Origin of the sequence: Stenotrophomonas sp. TEPEL, assembly GCF_004348785.1 — a bacterium.
Taxonomy (GTDB): domain Bacteria; phylum Pseudomonadota; class Gammaproteobacteria; order Xanthomonadales; family Xanthomonadaceae; genus Stenotrophomonas; species Stenotrophomonas indicatrix.
The window spans coordinates 1,982,709-1,999,720 of the sequence record NZ_QQXJ01000001.1 but is presented as its reverse complement, the minus strand read 5'-3'; the positions used below and the strand labels follow the sequence as shown (position 1 = coordinate 1,999,720).

Annotated in this window: 21 protein-coding genes; 5 read left to right on the top strand and 16 right to left on the bottom strand. The window is 65.7% G+C overall.

Features of this window, described 5'->3' with window-relative positions:
- Window positions 1–14 precede the first annotated feature (14 nt).
- The 5 genes from TEP_RS09045 to TEP_RS09025 all read right to left on the bottom strand — a co-directional run bounded on the left by TEP_RS09045 (window position 15) and on the right by TEP_RS09025 (window position 6,597).
- Complete coding sequence (locus TEP_RS09045) at window positions 15–1,589, bottom strand: CocE/NonD family hydrolase (protein ID WP_132825044.1); 1,575 nt, start codon at window positions 1,587–1,589, stop codon at window positions 15–17.
- A gap of 125 nt (window positions 1,590–1,714) precedes the next feature.
- The gene (locus TEP_RS09040; RefSeq protein ID WP_132825043.1) at window positions 1,715–2,986 is read right to left on the bottom strand and encodes a carbohydrate porin; all 1,272 of its coding nucleotides are present in this window, start codon (window positions 2,984–2,986) and stop codon (window positions 1,715–1,717) included.
- The gene (locus tag TEP_RS09035; RefSeq protein WP_132825042.1) at window positions 2,983–4,380 is read right to left on the bottom strand and encodes a cytochrome c; all 1,398 of its coding nucleotides are present in this window, start codon (window positions 4,378–4,380) and stop codon (window positions 2,983–2,985) included. The genes TEP_RS09040 and TEP_RS09035 overlap by 4 nt, the downstream gene beginning before the upstream one ends.
- Entirely contained in the window at window positions 4,377–6,017 is a 1,641-nt protein-coding gene (locus TEP_RS09030) for a GMC family oxidoreductase (RefSeq protein WP_132825041.1), read from the bottom strand. Before TEP_RS09030 ends, TEP_RS09035 begins: the two co-directional genes overlap by 4 nt.
- Window positions 6,018–6,063: 46 nt before the next feature.
- Entirely contained in the window at window positions 6,064–6,597 is a 534-nt protein-coding gene (locus tag TEP_RS09025) for a sugar dehydrogenase complex small subunit (RefSeq protein ID WP_132825040.1), read from the bottom strand.
- 247 nt (window positions 6,598–6,844) lie between these two features.
- On the opposite strand from TEP_RS09025, the gene TEP_RS09020 reads away from it, so the two are divergent.
- Window positions 6,845–7,081 carry a hypothetical protein gene (locus TEP_RS09020; RefSeq protein WP_132825039.1) on the top strand — a complete coding sequence of 79 codons (237 nt, stop codon included), beginning with the start codon at window positions 6,845–6,847 and terminating at the stop codon, window positions 7,079–7,081.
- A 53-nt stretch (window positions 7,082–7,134) separates the two neighbouring features.
- Here the strand turns inward: TEP_RS09020 and TEP_RS09015 are convergent, their stop codons facing one another.
- Both TEP_RS09015 and TEP_RS09010 read right to left on the bottom strand, forming a co-directional pair.
- On the bottom strand, window positions 7,135–7,581 hold the full coding sequence (locus TEP_RS09015) for a DUF1579 family protein (protein WP_132825038.1): 447 nt from the start codon (window positions 7,579–7,581) through the stop codon (window positions 7,135–7,137).
- The gene (locus tag TEP_RS09010) at window positions 7,578–8,045 is read right to left on the bottom strand and encodes a BLUF domain-containing protein (RefSeq protein WP_132825037.1); all 468 of its coding nucleotides are present in this window, start codon (window positions 8,043–8,045) and stop codon (window positions 7,578–7,580) included. The genes TEP_RS09015 and TEP_RS09010 overlap by 4 nt, the downstream gene beginning before the upstream one ends.
- 166 nt (window positions 8,046–8,211) lie before the next feature.
- On the opposite strand from TEP_RS09010, the gene TEP_RS09005 reads away from it, so the two are divergent.
- The 3 genes from TEP_RS09005 to TEP_RS08995 all read left to right on the top strand — a co-directional run bounded on the left by TEP_RS09005 (window position 8,212) and on the right by TEP_RS08995 (window position 9,471).
- A complete protein-coding gene (locus tag TEP_RS09005; RefSeq protein WP_240790665.1) occupies window positions 8,212–8,490 on the top strand; it encodes a hypothetical protein in 279 nt (92 codons plus the stop codon).
- Between the two features lie 141 nt (window positions 8,491–8,631).
- Window positions 8,632–9,129, top strand: a complete 498-nt coding sequence (locus TEP_RS09000) for a DUF892 family protein (RefSeq protein ID WP_132825036.1) — start codon at window positions 8,632–8,634, stop codon at window positions 9,127–9,129.
- Between the two features lie 72 nt (window positions 9,130–9,201).
- Entirely contained in the window at window positions 9,202–9,471 is a 270-nt protein-coding gene (locus tag TEP_RS08995; protein WP_132825035.1) for a hypothetical protein, read from the top strand.
- Window positions 9,472–9,518: 47 nt separating this feature from the next.
- Here the strand turns inward: TEP_RS08995 and TEP_RS08990 are convergent, their stop codons facing one another.
- The 5 genes from TEP_RS08990 to TEP_RS08970 form a co-directional block, all read right to left on the bottom strand.
- A complete protein-coding gene (locus TEP_RS08990; RefSeq protein ID WP_132825034.1) occupies window positions 9,519–10,331 on the bottom strand; it encodes a DNA-formamidopyrimidine glycosylase family protein in 813 nt (270 codons plus the stop codon).
- A complete protein-coding gene (locus tag TEP_RS08985) occupies window positions 10,324–11,088 on the bottom strand; it encodes a DUF72 domain-containing protein (protein WP_132825033.1) in 765 nt (254 codons plus the stop codon). The genes TEP_RS08990 and TEP_RS08985 overlap by 8 nt, the downstream gene beginning before the upstream one ends.
- Window positions 11,089–11,191: 103 nt before the next feature.
- Entirely contained in the window at window positions 11,192–11,539 is a 348-nt protein-coding gene (locus TEP_RS08980; RefSeq protein WP_132825032.1) for a hypothetical protein, read from the bottom strand.
- A 123-nt stretch (window positions 11,540–11,662) separates the two neighbouring features.
- Window positions 11,663–12,244, bottom strand: coding sequence for a hypothetical protein (locus tag TEP_RS08975; protein WP_132825031.1), 582 nt, complete (start codon window positions 12,242–12,244; stop codon window positions 11,663–11,665).
- Window positions 12,245–12,339: 95 nt separating this feature from the next.
- Window positions 12,340–12,564 (bottom strand): hypothetical protein, encoded by a 225-nt coding sequence (locus TEP_RS08970; protein ID WP_132825030.1) that lies wholly within the window; start codon window positions 12,562–12,564, stop codon window positions 12,340–12,342.
- A gap of 342 nt (window positions 12,565–12,906) precedes the next feature.
- Here TEP_RS08970 and TEP_RS08965 point away from each other — a divergent pair, with 342 nt between their 5' ends.
- Window positions 12,907–13,647, top strand: a complete 741-nt coding sequence (locus TEP_RS08965; RefSeq protein WP_132825029.1) for a DNA/RNA non-specific endonuclease — start codon at window positions 12,907–12,909, stop codon at window positions 13,645–13,647.
- An 81-nt stretch (window positions 13,648–13,728) separates the two neighbouring features.
- On the opposite strand, the gene TEP_RS08960 is transcribed toward TEP_RS08965, so the two are convergent.
- From TEP_RS08960 to TEP_RS08945, 4 genes are all read right to left on the bottom strand, one after another.
- Window positions 13,729–13,959: a hypothetical protein gene (locus TEP_RS08960; RefSeq protein ID WP_025874484.1), complete on the bottom strand. Its 231-nt coding sequence runs from the start codon at window positions 13,957–13,959 to the stop codon at window positions 13,729–13,731.
- Window positions 13,956–14,387, bottom strand: a complete 432-nt coding sequence (locus tag TEP_RS08955) for a VOC family protein (protein WP_132825028.1) — start codon at window positions 14,385–14,387, stop codon at window positions 13,956–13,958. Before TEP_RS08955 ends, TEP_RS08960 begins: the two co-directional genes overlap by 4 nt.
- An 11-nt stretch (window positions 14,388–14,398) precedes the next feature.
- Entirely contained in the window at window positions 14,399–14,860 is a 462-nt protein-coding gene (locus tag TEP_RS08950; protein WP_132825027.1) for a helix-turn-helix transcriptional regulator, read from the bottom strand.
- Between the two features lie 239 nt (window positions 14,861–15,099).
- Window positions 15,100–16,962 carry an XVIPCD domain-containing protein gene (locus TEP_RS08945; protein WP_132825026.1) on the bottom strand — a complete coding sequence of 621 codons (1,863 nt, stop codon included), beginning with the start codon at window positions 16,960–16,962 and terminating at the stop codon, window positions 15,100–15,102.
- Between the last annotated feature and the right edge of the window lie 50 nt (window positions 16,963–17,012).

Here is a 17,012-nt window from a genome sequence, read left to right as displayed (position 1 = left end):
GGCACGGGATCGATTCAATGCAACGGCACCTTCAGCACCGATGGTGCGGACGCGGGCGAACTGAAGGTCACCGCCCCGCCCAACTGGCTGATGCCTGCATAGCGCAGGTCCACCGTATCGACCACCAGCGTCAGCCGGCTGCCCGCCGGAATGTTCCAACTGCTCGCTTCCAGGCGCAGATCGAGGGTGGTCGCCTGGCCGGGCGCAACGCCTCGCAGGGTGTAGGGCTTGTGGCTGATCAGCTGACCATTGCCCAGCACATCTTCCGCGTACAGATAGGCATACAGCGTGGTGTTGGCGCGGCTGGGAGTAACGGTCACCCGTACTTCCGGCGCGCCGTCCAGGCGGCGCGCGTTCCAGTACACCGGCCCCTGCCAGACGCCGGCGGCGTTGCGCCCGATGAAAGGCACGTACGCACCCGGCGGAAGATTGATCATCTGCAGCGAGCCGGACACCATCGCCACGCCGGAATTGGCGGCGGTCCCCAGGCCGCTGCCGATGCGGTAGTTCCAGCCATTGCTGCGCCCGTTTTCAACCAGCCCCCCGGTGGGCAGAAGCAGGCCGCCGGGTGCGGTCAACGCGTAGCTGACCGCACCACTGCTGGTCGCCTGCCAGTTCGGGTAGCTGCTCCAGCTGCCGTTCTGTGACTTCAGCTGCACCGCCGGTTCGCGGTCGATGCCATTGGCCACGCCCTTGAGGTAATGGTCGAACCAGTCACCCGCCGAGTCGTAGACCTCGTTGGGAATGCCCAGTGCGCCCAAGGCCTCGTTGAGGGCATGGTCGCCGTGGCGCAGTTGCAGCTGCTTGGGGCCTTTCAGCTGGTTGAAGAAATCCACCAGCTGACCCGGCGGGAACAGGCTGTCATTGAAGGCGTTGGCCAGGAACACGGCCGGCTGGTTGGCGTTGATCTCGCTGATGCTCGCAGCTGGGCTGCGGATGGCGGCCACGGGCAGCAGCGATTCCACTGCGCCCTGGTAGTTGCCGACCACCACGTTGCGGTTGATCGTGGCCAGCTCTGCCCCGGGTCGGCCGGTAACCAGGCCGGCGGCCACCAGCAGCGCGATTCCCTGTGCGCTGGGGGTGTCGTTGGCGTACAGCGACGCCTGCAGGTCGGCCCATCCGCTGAGGGCGGCCACCGCCTTGATGCGGGGATCGCGTGCCGCCGCCAGCAGGCTGGTGCCGGCGCCGTAGGAGATGCCCGAGACGCCGATCCGCGCCGGGTCGGCCTGGGTGTTGTCCAGCGCCCAGTCGATCAATGCGCTGACATCCTCGACCGTGGCCGGCCCGGCAATATCGATGGCCCCGCCGGACTCCCAGAAGCCGCGCGAGCTGTAACTGATGACCACGTAGCCGCGCTTGGCCAGCGACTGTGCCACCCCTACGTACTCCACGCTGGGAACGGCCCAGCTGCTGGGCATCACCAGCAGCGGGTACTTGCCGCCACCTGCGTCCTGGGGTTCGATGACAAAGGCCCCGAGGGGCGTGCCGTCCCAGCCGGGAAGGGTGCGGTGGGTGGTCTTGACCGTGGCAGCCCAGGCGGTGGGCGCCACTCCGGTCAGCAGGATCAACAGCAGCACTACCTTGCGCATCGTCGTCTCTCCCCGTCGTTGGTGGTGCAACGGGCAGGACCGTACCAGTGCGAATGGTGGCTTACACCTTGCGTTGCAGCATGGGGCGCACGTTCCGGCACCCCATGCTGCGGGCCCTGATGCGCCTACAGCGTTGCCTGCGCCTGCAGGGTGAACACCCAGCTGTCGGGTCGGCTGGCATAGGCGCCGGGCCGTGCCACGTACTGCACCGCCGGCCGCAGCACCAGCCACGGAGCAACCTGCACGCCGTAATTCAGCTCGACGAACTGCTCGTTGCTCTGCACATCCTTTCCGGTCAGCTGCTGATGGCGGGCGAGCCGGTCGGAGATGTCCAGCCGGTTCCAGGCCAGGCTGAGCACATCATCCTCGCGCGATGCGATCACGCCACGCCAGCTCGCGCCCGCTTCCCACGAGTAGCGCATCAGCCCTGTTTTTGCGTCGGCACGGGTAGCCACGCCGAACACCGAAATGCCGCGCACCGTGTCACCCTCGGGCTTCCACACCCGCTGCGCGGCCTGCACGTACGAACCGCTGCGATGCGAAGCGCGAGGTGCCGCCGGGTCACCGATGTCATCGGCGTTGGAGGTATCCAGGTAGTAGCCGACCTTGTAGGTACCGCCATAGTCCTCGCCGGACTTGCCATGGCTGTAGCCCAGCTCGACCGGCAGGAACAGGCCGGTCTTTCCCTTCGTCGAAACACGGAAGCCACTGTTGGCCTGCTTGCGCGTCGGGTTGACGTCGTAGATGCCGGTCTGTGCGTACCAGCCTGAAGGATCATTCCACTTTACCCGCAGGCCCCATTGGCCTGTCGGATTGTCCAGCCAGCCAGAACTGTAGATCGGGCCCAGCGGATGCCCGCACTGGCCGTTGTTGTTGAAGTTGCAGGTGTAAGGCAAGCCACCGAAGTCGTTGCCCATCGAGTAGAAGCCACCCTTCAGGCTCAACCGCTTGTCCAGCAGCAAACGCTCGTAGGAGAGCTCGTTGAAGCGCAGGTTCTGGCCCTGGCCATAGAAGGCCTGGTTCTGGATGTAGGAGCCGGTGGATCGTTCGTTGATGGCGTTGCCGAAGCGATCGGAGAACACCACGCGCAGCGTGCCGTCGAAGCCGAATGCCTTGCCGGTGTCGATCGTCGCGCCCAGGTCGATGTGCTCGGCGGTGGACCAGCCACTGCCCTTGTAGCCATCGCTGTTGACGCCGCTGCCGATCACGATGCGCGCGTTGGGGGTAACGCCGTGGTCCTGCAGCCAGAGGCGCGCTGCCCAATCCGCGCTCAGCGGCGTCTGCGCGACGCTGTCTACCGGTTTTCCCTTGGTGCTGGAATCTGATCCGGCGGCTGACACCGTACCGTTGATCGCGAGAAGCAACAGCCCGATGCCGGTCAAGGATACGGAATTCATGCGACCGCCCTCCGCGCCTTTCGGGTCTTCCAGGCGCGTCGCACCAGCAGCACGATGCCTACCAACGCCAGCACGGCAAGGATGAGCATCGGCAGCCACAAGCGTGCAATTTTCGCCAGAAGTGGCTTCTCGCCGCCGGCACGGGTCAGCGCAACCTGCGCCTCGGTGACCTGGTCGCCCGGCCCGAACTGCGTGCGCACGTAGGTCGCCACCGCTGCGATATCGGCGTCACTCAGGTCCTGTACGAACGAGCCTTTCGAGAAGTGCGGCATCAACGCGTGTTCGCCGTGCACGTCGCGGTCAACGCCGCCGATGATGGTGGCGATCAGGTTCTGCGGGCGGGTCATGCCGACGGTGGTGTTGTGCACCAGGGAGGGGTAGTACCCGTCCCTGCTGCCCTCGCCGCGGGATCCGTGGCAGCTTGCGCACAGGCCCGAATACAGCACCCCGCCCGAGGCCAGTGCAGCACTCGTTCCGCGTACCGGCTGCTCACCCGGCGCCGTGGCGGCGTCGCCCCAAGCGAAGGCGGCCCGCGTGGCATCAGGATCGGCCACGGCCGGCACCGTGCGCAGGTAGGCGACGATGGCGGCGATGTCCTCGTCCTGCAGCTTGGACAGGCTGTTGCTCACCGCTTCGGCCATGCCGCCGCCGGCCTGCGCCTTGCCGGCGACGCGGCCGGTCTTCAGGTACTGGGCCAGCTCGGCATCGCTCCAGCCACCGATACCGCTGATGGGATGGGAGGTGATGTTGGGCGCGTACCAGTCACCCAGCGATCCGCCGGCGAAGGCCTTGCCGCCCACCTCCTGCATCATCAGCCCGCGCGGACTGTGGCAGCTGGAGCAGTGCGCCAGACCCTCCACCAGATAGGCGCCGCGATTCCACTGCGCGCTCCTGCCCGCATCGGGCTTGAACGTTTCCTTGTCCAGGAACAGCAGGTTCCACACCGCCATGGACTGGCGGATGCTGAAGGGGAACGGCAGCTCGGTCGCGTGAGCTTCCTCATCGACCGGCGCCACCTCCTTCATGAAGTAGGCATACAGCGCGTGTATGTCCTCGTCGGTCAGCTTGGCATAGGAGGTATAGGGCATCGCCGGATACAGATGGGCGCCGTCCTTGCGCACGCCTTCGCGTACCGCCCTGGCAAAATCATCTTCGCTGTAGAGGCCGATGCCATGGCTTCTGGATGGCGTGATGTTGCTGGCCCATATCTCGCCCAGCGGCGAGGCAATCGCGTAGCCGCCTGCATAGGGTTTGCCCTGCCTGGGGCTGGTGTGGCATGCCACGCAGTCCGCAGCGACAGACAGGTAGCGCCCGCGTTCGGCAACCTCGTCCGCACGCGCGGATTGGCTGGCTGCAGCCAGCACCATCAGCAGAACCGCGCAGAAGATCCTCATGCGGCACGCTCGATGGCGTCCGCTGCGCGCAATGCCAGTGCGGCCATGGTCAGGGTGCTGTTGACCACGCTGGCCGACACCATCGGGCCGCCGCCCGGTAGCCACAGGTTGGGATGATCGTGTGCACGGCAATCGCCGTCGACCACCGAATCGCGCGGATCCGCGCCCATGATGGTCGAGCCCATGATGTGGTTGTTGGCGTTGAGCGCCGTGGTGATGACGAATTCCTCGGCGTTGAACAGCGAGCCGATATGCCGCAGCTGCTTGCAGGATTCGTCGTAACCTTTGCGGGCGTAGTCGCCCAGTGAGTAATGGATATCCGGGCAGGCCAGGCCGTGGCCATCGACCCGCGTTTTCGACAGCGTCAGGCGATTGCTGGGATCCGGCAAGGGTTCCAGGCTGATCGAAAGATCCACGCCGAAGACCGCACGGCGGCGGATCTCCGCATCCAGCGCATCGCCGACCAGGTCTTTCTTCAGCGCCTGGTCGGTGGCGATCGCCACCCGGCTGATGTTGTTGAGGATGATCTTGGTGGCCGAGTACTGCGAGCGGAAGGCGCCGTCGCGCGGGCCAACCATGCAGCTGGATTGCGCCGGTCCACGGCCCAGCCAGATCGGCCTGTCGGCAATGAACGAGCAGTGGAAACCGGAATGGTCGAGCATGTTGCGCCCGACCTGGTCGGAACTGTTGGCGATGCCGTTCGGGTTCTGCTCGTTGGCGGCAAGCAGCAGCAGACGCGGCGTCTCCAGTGCGTTGCACGCGATCACGAAACTGCGGCCGGTGGCCTTGTGGCTGACCTTGTTGTTGTCATACCAGTGGACGGCCGTGACCCGGTTCTGCGCGTCGGTATCGATCTTGTAGGCCACGGCTTCGGCCAGCACCTGCGCACCCAGTTTTTCGGCCGCTTCGATGGTATGGATGCCGTTGTACATCGCGCCGATCGGGCAGATCGGCTGGCAGTTGTTGTTGCCGCAGCAGGCGGGCCGATCGTTCCAGGGCTGGATCATGCGGCCCTGCGGAATGGGCACCAGGTTGTAGCCGTGCGGATTGACCACCTCGGCGAACACCTTGTCACCGTTGCCCCAGGGAATCATGTCGGCAAGGTAGGGCCTGGATCGCTCGGAGGGGCTCTGCTTGGCCGGATCATTAGGCCCGGAGACGCCCATCGCCTCCTCGGCGCGGCAGTAATAAGGCTCGATGTCGTCGTAGCTGATCGGCCAGTCGCGCCCCACCCCGTAGGTGCTCTGCATCCTGAAGTCCACCGGCAGGTGGCGCCAGCAGGAGGCGGCCCAGTGCCAGGTGGTGCCACCGACGGCCTTGATGAAACCCTGATGGAAGCTGCTGGCGTCGGGGCCGGTCAAACCGACGTAGTCGTTGGCCGGGAAATACAGCGGCGCGGTGGCAAGCGGCGACTGTGGATACGGCCCTTGGAAATCACTGCCGACGCGCCGTTCGAAGCTGACGTTGCGCCAGTTCTCGACCACGTCGGAACGATGCAGGCGGGGGCCCGCCTCCAGCACAAGAACCGATTTTCCGGCACGAACCAACTGGTGGGCGATCAATGCGCCGACGACGCCCGAACCGACGATCACAACATCGGCATCGGCGTCGCCATCACGGAAAACCGGAGCTTTCATGAGGGGAATCCATAACAATTACGGGAAAAGAGCTGGAAGCGCAGGCTCAGCCGTGCGCGCGTACCGCCGCCGGCGGTTCGGCCGTCCACCATGCGGGACCGCCTTGTGCGTAGGTGGGCGGGAACAGGCCATCGTCCACCGGGCGCTGCATCAGCGCATCGCGATAGGAAACGGTGATGGCCTGCGGCCCCTTGCCTACGCTGCCGGTGTACCAGGCAGTGATGATGGCCAGCGCTGTCGGCCGTACATCGCCAGCGGCCGCCAGCAGCGCTTCAGGGCCCTGCACCTGTTGCGCCTTCGCCGCGAGTGCGGGGAACTGGGCGTGCATGTCGGGATACAGCTTGGCGAAGGCGGCTTCGATGCGCGCGGCAGTTGCCGGATCAAGGTCGGACTTGCCGGTCAGTGCCTGGGACAGCTGCAGAAAGCGCCCGTCCGTCCGTTTCGCTGGCGTGGCACCGGCATCGGTTGCTGGCGCCTTGCCGTTGCAGGCAGCCAGCAGCGAAGCAGAGCCAACGGCCAGCAGGAAGGTTCTGCGCGTCAGGCCTTGCCCACTCCCTTCCAATCCCTCGGGAACACTCATGATGTGGACTCCTGATGCGTCACTTCTTCGGCTGCCCCTGACCGCGACGCGGGGGGCACCTACGCGGGCAACTTTAACGCACCTGAACGTCGTCGCGGAGTGAGCAGGAAGAGCCGCAGCACGGCGGAGCACCCTCCTTCGCGGCACCAGCTTAGGCAGATTCCAGCCGGTGCGCTGCCGCCGCCGTCACGCCCGCACAACGCCCTCAACGCTAGAAAACAAGGGTTTCCTACTGTGGAGAGCGGCCATGCGGGTACTGCTGCTGTGTGCCGTGGCGACGATGGCATTGTCGGCATGCAAGCAAGGCGAACCGACCGATAAGGCACAACATGCCGATGCGGTTCGGCAAACCCCACCAGCGGCCAGCGCGCCGGCGCGCAACGTGCCCGGCGGTGGCAGCGGCACCGCCGCTTCCGAAGACCAGGCCTCGGGGCCGGAGGCCGAACGCGGGAAAGAAGCCGCGCCGCCGCCGCCCAAGCGCTAGGCGCGGCCAACAGCAAAGCCCCCGATCCGGGGGCGCCCGCCGAACAAGCGAATCTACTCGGCCCTTTCAAGCACGATGCGGACGAACGGTATCCAGTCATCGCCGACCCGATGCTCCCATTCCCCGGTCAGCAACTGCCGGTCGCTGCTGATCACGCCGTCGAACCGCTGGGACTGGCCCTGGATGGTGTACCTGTCGCCATCAAGACATGACGTGAAATCGCTGGTGCCACCATCAGCGTCGTAGCTGCGGCTGAAGAAACCACCGGATTCAACATCGACGCCGATGATTTCCGTGGAGCGCACACGCTGCCCGTCCATCATCGCGTCGACCTCATGCACCAGGAAGTGGCCATTGGGCATCCACGTGTAAACGTCCGATGCGAACGACACCCCGCCCGTGCTGCCGTCGGGTTGCAGCGCGATGAGGGTGGTCTCCCACGCTCCGGCAAGAACGTCCAGCCGGCGGTGGTGTCCGCTGTGGAAAGCTGCTTGTGTCATGGCGACTCCTTACTGGGTGAGGCGGCATGGGGTTCGGCCAGGGCGTGCAGCAGCTCCATGCCCGTGGCACTGGTGGACGCACCGGTGCCCTCGCGCTGGACGAAACCGGTCCAGTCCGCGCTGGCCACCCGCTTCAGCTCCGACGGTTCCACCGGCAGCCAACGCATGGGCCAGAAAGGCAGGCGTCTCTGCCCCACCCTGCCCCGCTGCAGTTCAATCAGGCCGCTGTGGCTGCTGGCACCCAGCACCCGGGAATAGGCCACCTGCAGCCCATCGTCCGGGCCTTCCATGTATTGCACAAAGCGCGCGCCATCGAACAGCAGTACGCCGGTGACGCCGGCATCCCGGTTGAAACGTGCTGCGTCATCCACGATTTCGCACAGCCTGCGCCCTGCTTGGCCCGGGCTGCTGGCAGCGATACCTGCCGCCGCTTCGCTGGTATACACAACCGCTCTGATGGGCACGTCCGACCTCCCCTCAGTGGGCGCGCAACCGTACCACAAGGTCCGCTGACGCACCTCCGTGAAATCAGACTGAAACAGGAAGATTCAGCGGGATGTGAAAACGCGCCAAACAGGATTCACGCCACCGACCGCCTCTTCGTGGCATGAACAGGTTTCCTCCTGCGAGATGAACTTCATGCCTGACACCGGACTCTTCTACGTGTTTTCACTGGACTACGCGACTGACGCACGAGGCCGCATCGATCAGGTCACCTCCATCGTCTTCCGCTGCAACCAGTGCCACCACGTGTCCCGCGCCGACGCGGAGCTGAAGCGGATCCCGGGCGGCATGCTGTTGACGTGCGGAAAATGCGGATCGCACCAGGCCGTCAGCAATGCGCGCCTGGTGGACGGCGAGCATCTTGCGGCAACCGGCAGATCCGCAGGGGCGGCCGACCAACGGTAACAACGGTTCGCGCGACACAGGCGGCGTGAGGGTCATGCAAACGTCTGCCCATCCAATGCGCATCCGCCGTTCACCGCGTCTATTCCGCGTCCCAACACCGGCCACGATAGCCTCATCCCTCCATTCCCACCGGAGCGCATCATGGCCATCAAGACTGCCGAAGATCTTTTCATCCACGAACTGTCCGACATCTACAGTGCCGAGAAGCAGCTGACCAAGGCCCTGCCGCGCCTTGCCCGGGCCGCAGAAAACCCCGAGCTTGCCGCTGCATTCGAAACCCACCTGGAGGAGACCCAGGGCCAGATCGAGCGCATCGACCAGGTGGTGGAGGTGCTGGGCATCCGCCTGAAGCGGATCAAGTGCGCGGCGATGGAAGGCCTGGTGGAAGAAGGCAAGGAAGTCATCGACAGCATTGAAAAAGGCCCAGTGCGCGATGCTGCGCTGATCGGTGGCGCGCAGAAGGTCGAGCATTACGAGATTGCGTCCTACGGCACCATTGCCGCGCTGGCCAAGCAGCTTGGATACAAGGACGCCCTGCCGCTGTTGCTGGAAACGCTGGAGGAGGAAAAGGCCACGGACGAGAAGCTGACCCTGCTGGCCAAGAGCGGCGGCAACGCCAAGGCCGCCCAGGCTGCGTGAGGGCACGTACACCGGAGATCAGCCTGCGCGCCGTTCCCCAGGGGGCGGCGCGCTTCTGCACGAGGGTGACCTATGCCTGCTGATCTTCTTGGTTGGACCGCCACCGCCGTATTGATGGCCACGCTGGTCCGACAGATGGTCAAGCAATGGCACTCGCCTCACCCGGAAACCGTGTCGAAGTGGCTTTTCATCGGACAGATGACGGCGTCGACCCTGTTCACGATCTACAGCGCCCTGCTGGGTGCCACCGTGTTCGTGGTCACCAACCTGCTGTTGCTGGCAACCGCGCTGATCGGACAGTTGCTGGCCTGGCGCCGCAGACGTGCAACGGATGAGGAATGAAAGCGAAGCACCCCACGTCGCGCTCGGCCCAACGGTCCGCCGGCATGTCAACGCACGGGCCTGGTACCACCCCGCCGAGCCGAGCCTTTCGGCAGGATGCGCTTCTTCGCCGCTGGCCGGGCCGTCGGGGCACGATAGTCCACCTGGCATACCGGGCAGAAGAAGGTGCGCCGGTGCGTGGTGCCCATGTAGACCTTGCTGACGGGACCACCACAACGGGGACATGTCCGCCGGGTGTGCACCTGCCAGTGCTTTTTCAGCTCGAACCCGCGCTTCCAGCGCAGGAAGTCAAAACTGTACTCGCGGGCCTGCTTGACCAGTTCGCCAAGTTTGCGCGGTGGAAGATCGCCAATGCGATTGGCCGGATGGACTCGGATGCGGAACAGCACCTCGTTCTTGATGATGTTGCCCACGCCGGAGAACAGCGTCTGGTCCAGCAGAGCGTCGCAGACCAGGACGTCGGGCATCGACTTCAGGCGACGGCGGGCAAGCCTGGGGTCCCACAGGTCGCTCATCACGTCGGCGCGCCAGTCGTAGACCTCGTCCAACGGCTGATCGATCAGCTTCACCGAGCAGGTGTAGAAGTTCAGTTCGCCGTTGTCAAAGCGCAGCGATACCCGCGCTGGCGTCTCCTTGCGTTCGTCGATGCGCCAGCTGCCGAACATCATCAGGTGGATGCGCAGACTGACGTGGCTGAACTCCAGCAGGAAATGCTTGCCCCAGCTGCGCACGGCCCGCACCCGGCGCCCCTCCAGGCAGGCCAGGTCGAGCGTGCTGTTGCCACTGACGCCACGGACGGTCTTTCCCTTGAACCTGGCGGCGGCCTCGCGCAGCAGCACGATGGAAGGACCTTCAGGCATTGGCGTGCTCCAGCATCGACTGCAGTTGCAGTGCATTGGGCACGGCGTTGCCGTGCGCGGTGTTGTCAAGGATGATCCACGCTTCCCCCGCCTGGGCGGCCTGTAGTGCGGCGGCCGCCAGACTGCAGAGCTGCGGTTGCTGGTAAGCGCTGTAGTACACGCGCGGCTGCCCGTGCCAACGCCAGTAGCTCCAGTGCCTGGCTCCGCCCGGCTGATCAGCCCCTGCAACCCGCGCAGGATCAGCCGCGACCCGGGCAATGCCGTGGCCATCCAGCAGCGCGTCGGCCTTGTCGTCGAACCAGCTCGGGTGGCGTGGTTCGCAGGCGACCGGGACGGCGCTGCGCCGGCGTAGCGCCCGGAAGAAGGCCGAGGCCGTGCGGCCGTCGTAGGCCAGGCTCGGCGGCAGCTGCAGCAACAGGGCGCCCAGCCGATCACCCAGATGCGCCACCGCGTGCAGGAACGTGTCGAGCAACGGCGCAGCACCGCGCAGGCGCACGTCATGGGAAATGGCCTGCGGCATCTTCACCGAGAAACGGAAACCGTGCGGCACGCTGGCCGCCCAGCGCGCGTACGTAGCGGGCTGATGTGGCCGATAGAACGAAGAATTGATCTCCACGATCGGAAAGCGCGATGCATAGCGCTGCAGCGCACTGTCTCCCGCAGCGAACGCGTGGGCGATGTCCGTGGGCAGCGACCACCCTGCGCAGCCCACGGCAACCGGGTGGCCCGGTCGCGGATGACGGAGTTCACGTGCCATGGCGCTACGGTGGCGACAGGCCTGTAGCAACACGGTGAACATCCGTAGGCTGCGGCGTGAAGCCTGTGCCGCCGCGCGGTGGCCGTGTATCGGCGATCGCTGCTCAGAGGCTGGCGTTGGCCGTGGCGCCTGCCGGCTGCTGTGGCATCGGCATGGAATGCCGGTTGCGCGGTGCAACGCGTTCGTGGGTGGCGGCCAGGACCTGGTTCACCCGATGGAGCGTGCCACGGACACCGGGCTCGATACCGATGACGTAGACGAAGCGGCCATCACAGCGCGACTGCGCCGATTCAAGCCCCTCGGTTTCAGCAATCACGCGCTTCAGTGCCTTCTCCCAGGCCCTGCCGGGGGGCGATGCCAGTTCCACCACCACTGCGGTTTCCCCGCAGTCCAGCGGCATCACTTCCACGCGCAGAATGCGCGGCGCCCGGGTGGTCTCGGTGCTACCCATTTTCAGTCCTCCTCGGCCAATGACGGCGGAAGTATCCACGTCCGGCGCCAAGGCGCCGTCAAGAATGGATGGCCGTTGCGTGCAGGTCGATCCCTGCCTGCTTCCCCGCGTGAGCGGTTGATTTCAAGGCCTGGCCGGATGCTGGTTACCTTCCTCCACTCTCGGCGGCGGCGCCGCGGGAGCACTGACAAACTCATAGCGTGAGAGCAACCAGGCGTGATCGGCTGCCAAGGCAGCTCGCGCCCGTGCCTCCTGATCGACGACGCTGACCAGATTGCCGGTTGTCCGCAACAGTGTTTCGTTGTCCAGGTGGAAGGGTGAAACGTCGCCGACGTAGATGTCACCGATGTAATTGAGCTTGCCTGCCTCGATCTTGAAGCTGACCGCCTGGGGCTCGGCAATGGCGACGCCCTGCTGCCCGATGCCAACCCAGCCTATGTAGTAGCGGCCAGCCTTGACGGGGCGGGTCTTCAGGCCCTTTGCGCAGGTGGCTACGGAATCGAACCTGTACGGACCCCAGAAGCCGGTCGACGCGTTTCCGGACAGGTAGAGCTGCACGAAGTTGATCCGATCTGCGCAGGTGACCGAAGTGACCAGGATGCCTTCGTCCGGCTTGAGTTTCTTCGATTCCTTGATGTTTTCCACGCCCGCGCTCGCCGCTGTCGACAGCATCAACAGCGCTACCATTGCAATCGTTCGCTTCATCTGTCCGGTTCCATTGAAATGCCGGGCGACATGCAGGTTCTACCGCATCTGCAGAGGCGCCGCGAGGTAGGCGTTGCAGTTCTCGCCGCAGGTTCTCAGCTCTTCTTCAAGCGCGTCGGTGGACGGTGCGCCCGGCGCAGGAACGGCCAACTGGCGTTGGAAGGGATATCGCGCAAGCGGCTGTTCGTGAGCAGCGCGCAGAGCGTTGCGGCCGCGATGGAAGTCCATTTCATCTGCGTATGCCCTTTTTCCGGCGAGCATAGCGCCAGCGCGACGCGGCCGCTACGGGCATCGCGTTGCCCGGCCGTGATGCGCGTCACGTCAATCGTCGGCGCGCGCCCTGCGGACAGCTATCAACCGGGCAACGGCCACGCCACTAACAGGTCTTCCTTTCATGCATGGGCACCCTGATCTGACAGGAGTCCAGTGCTTGCGCGCAGTCACACCTTCGCACTTTGGTCGTTGACCTGTTGACGCCAAAAAATGACGCTAACGACACCGCGCCAGCTTTCCTGACGCCAGTGCGCGGTCGAGATGCCAGGCAATACCGGCTACGGCCGGGTCGCACCCCCAATACCTGTCACCGCATCGTCCTTCACACGGAATGGCCTGGCCTGCCGTGGTGGACGGCTGCGCCTTGCCCATATCCGTGGAGATCCGCAATGCGCCTTGCCACGTTCTTCCTTGCCCTTGTTTTCAGTACTTTTGCCGGGGCCGCACATGCCCAGGTCGTGACCCTCAACAAGGGTGGGTTCGTATTGACCTATGACTGCAGCATCCACAGCGCAACCCGGTACGAATACACGTTGGTGGCCGACACCGGCTCGGCTGCCCGCCCGTCCAGCTTCTACAAGGACCCGGACCTGCCGGCAGGCTGCCTCGGCCAGACCAGCACAGCCTCCTATGCCAGCGTGCGGTCCGGCTATGACCGGGGACATCTGGTGACGTCCAATCACATGGACTACGACGCCACTTACATCCGCCGCGCCAACTACATGACCAACATCGTGCCGCAGGTGTCCAGCTTCAACCAGGGCATCTGGGTGAAGGCCGAGAACGTGGCCGAGTGCTACCGGGACATCGCCCCGGTCGACGTCTATGGCGGCGTTGTCTATGGCGATGCGTCCAATGACCATTTCCTGGCCAGCCATGGCGTTCCGACCCCGGAATTCTTCTGGAAGACGATCATCACCAAGGATCCAAACACCGGCACCGCCAAGGCCATCAGCTGGATCATTCCCAATGAAACGGGTCTGGGCGGCCTGGACAGTTATCTGGTCACCATCGCGGATCTGGAAGAGCTGCTGGGTGCCAGCTACGTGGCGATCAACGCGCCGGCGTCGCTGAAGAACATGCTGCCCAATGCCAGCTGGCCGCTGCCGAGCGGATGCGATCTGAGCTGAGCGCCGGATGGCCCGGCAGAGCCTTCTCCGCCGGGCCTGCGCTGAGTGAGGATCCTGCCTGTTCCGCCTCCACGCCCCGCGTCAAGGGGCGACGCCGGCGCGCGCGGCATCCGGCCTGCGGCGGTAATGCAACGCAAACAGATACAACCCGGTGAACAGCTGCAGGAACAACGGCGGCAGCGGCGAGTAGGTCAGCCAGGCCGGTGGTTCGCCCTGCCCCATCCAGCGCGCCACGAAGTTGGCGATCACTGTCAGGGTGAAGACGATAGACGTCCAGCGGTGCACGGGACGCGCCCAGCTGCCGGCCCTCACTGCGGCGTCCTCGCGACAGTCTTCGCAGGGCGCTCGATCATCTTCCAGCCATTGCCGGACGGATCACGGAATCCGGCATCCACTGCACCATAGCGCTCCACCGGCTCCTGGGTGAATTCCACCCCACGTGCCAGCAGCCGCTCGTAGCTGGCGCGGCAATCGTCCACCGCCAGCACCAGCGGCGGCATCGCACCCTTGGCCACCATCTGCTGCAGGGTCAGCGCAGTGGCCGCATCGTGTACCGGCGGCCCCGGTTTGAACAAGCCGAGCTGGAAACCGCCCTCGCCGCCCGAATGCACCGTGAGCCAACGATAGTCGCCGTTGCCGACATCGGTATGCACCTGGAAGCCGAGTGTGTTGACGTAGAAATCGAGTGCCGCATCCTGGTCGTGCACATACAGGCCGACCACATTCACCATGCCAGTCATAGGATCCTCCCTCAGGTGGGATCTACGCTAACAAGGCCGGTGCGGCGGCGCTTCTCCAAAACTGCGATCTTCAGGTCCGGGCGCCGTGCGGCACGCGCATGGCACTCCGGCACCGGACCCTGCGCCGGGGCATCGGTCCGCTCGCGGTCGCGGAGGGCACCGGGGCTGTCGCCGGTGATGTCACGAAAGATGCGGCCAAAGGTGCCCAGGCTGGTCCACCCGGTCTGCAGTGCGATCTCGGTGATCGGCAGGTCGGTATCGTGCAGCAGGGCGACAGCGCGCTCGATGCGGCGGCTGAGCAGATAGCGGTGCGGCGGCACCCCGAAGGCGTCCTTGAAGGAGCGCGCGAAATGGGCCGCGGAAACCGCACTGATCCCGGCCAGCCGCGCCACCGGCCAGTCTTCATGGCTGGCCCGGTCCATGTGGTCTTTTGCACGCAGCAGGCGGCGCAGCAGTTCCGGGCTCTGGGTCATGGCGCCCAGCGTAGCGCAGAAGGCGGCCTCGCTTCCGGACCTGCGCCGCTGCCGGCCCCCAACGTCAAGGATGAGCACGATGCGCAGGATGCATTTCGCCGGAGCGCCGGTGGCTGGCCGGACGGGGCATCGGCGAACCAGACCTGGGCATGGTGGTCGATCCGGCCGAGCGCCAGTGCCTGTCGCCAGGCTCCTTCGCGCGATGACAGCGCCCGGCAGGCAGCAGGCCCGTGCGCGGGTCAGCGCGCCATGGCCAGCGCGGTCTGCTCCTGTACCGCCAGCTCCTGCACGGCCTGCTCCTGTTGCCGGGCATCCTGCTGTGCAGCGCCGGTGCGCGCGGGGGCATCCTGCAGCTGGCGCACCTGGTCCTCGACCGGCGTAGCCACTGCCTGCGCAGTATCGGTGCGGGCGATCTGACGATCTGCGGCGTGCGGCTGGCCCTGCACCGCGAACGCGTACCTGCCGTCGTCACTGAGCACGGCCTCGTCGATCCGCTGCATGCCCTTGCCCTTGGCCGCGACCAGCAGGGCCATGCCCAGCCGTTCACTCATCGCATCAGGCTGGCGCCCCATCGCCTGGTCGAGGCTGCTCACCGCGCCTTGGCTCTGCAGCCACATGCCGTGGTCCGGGCTGGCGGTGTGCCGTGGGTCCTGCCGGGGCAGCAGCGGTGAGGGCGGTGCAAGCGTCTTCAGGTGCTCGCCCTGCACGGTAGCGTCGATCTTCTGCAGATCCTTGCCACCCGCCGCGGCAATATGGAACAGGCGTTCGGCCATGCCATAGGTGGATTGCCCCTGGTTGCGCGCCAGCCCCAGGGCGAAGGCGTCCACATCCTGCTGCGGCCTGCCGTTGCCGTCCTCTGCAAGCACCTGCCACGATGGCCCCAGCATCGGGTTGTCCCCGACCATCGACTGGGTACGCTCCATCAGCGTGCGCATCTGGGCCTCGCTGAAGCTCAGGGTCGTGAGCTCACCGGCCTTCACCGGCCCGCGATCACCCCTGGGGTCGCCGGACAGAGCCGCGTTGGCCATTCCGGCAATCTGCTCACCCTGCGCATGGCCGCGCAGGTCGAAGGTGAATTCATAGCGGCGCTGCGCCCTGTCTTCCTGGCCGTCGGCGCCGTAGGCGCTGACCCGGGTTGCCGGCAGGTTGCCGTTGTACTGCACGCTGCGCAGTTCGGTGCGGCTGCCGTCCTCACGACTGACCTGCACCACGTCGCCGCTGTTGCGTGCCCCCGCCAGGTCCAGGCCGAACGTGTCGCCATGGCCGACCTTCAGCCGCGTCTGCGAACTCATGCCCAGCCGCTCGACCGTCGCCAGATCCTGCACGCCCGGGCTCTGGCCGCTCAGGGTGCCGTTGTCGATGAACTGTTCATAGGCCTGGCGGCCTTCGGCTTGATCCAGGTCGAACGTAGCAGTGCGGACGGCAGCGTGGCCGAGCGCGTCCTGGCGACCGGCAATCGCGCTGAACCTGCCTGCAGTGAATCCCATGCCGTTGAAGGCTTCCACCGCCTCGTTCGGCCCGGTGGTGACGCGCACCCGGCCATCATCCAGGCGATCCACGCGGTAGCTGGCACCGCTCGCCTCGGTCGTCTGGCTCTGCAGGGCGATGTTGCGGAAGCTGCCTTCCAGTGCGGTGCCGGTGAACTGCTGGCCATCCAGGGTGACGCTGCCGCCCTTGGGAATGGTCTGCGGATCGAACGGGTTGATGCGGCTGGGATCGACGTCCACCGCCTCGCTGGGCAGGCTGACCCTGTAGCGCCCGCGTACGCCGGTGCTGCTGGTGTCCTGGAAGCCGGCACCTTTCGCGCGTGCCCCGACCACCGACTCCATCGTGAGCAGGTAATCCCTGCCGCCATCGGGCGTCGGGCTGCCGGCCATGTTCAGCGACGTCCCCTGGAACTGCGCTGCGAGACTGGACGCTGCGCGCTTGTGCTCGGTACCCACTTTCAACGCGCCGTCGCCCTCGTTCAACGTGACCGAGTAACCACCGGCGGCGGCCCGCACCTCGCTGTTGGCCGAAGTGTAGGTCGGATCGAACGACGCCGATGCGGCATCGCGCGGCGCATCCTGGGTTGCGCCTGCCTTGCTGGTCTGGGCATTCATGCCGTGACCTCCTTGAACAGTGACGCGCTGATTATAGGACGCGGCGTGCG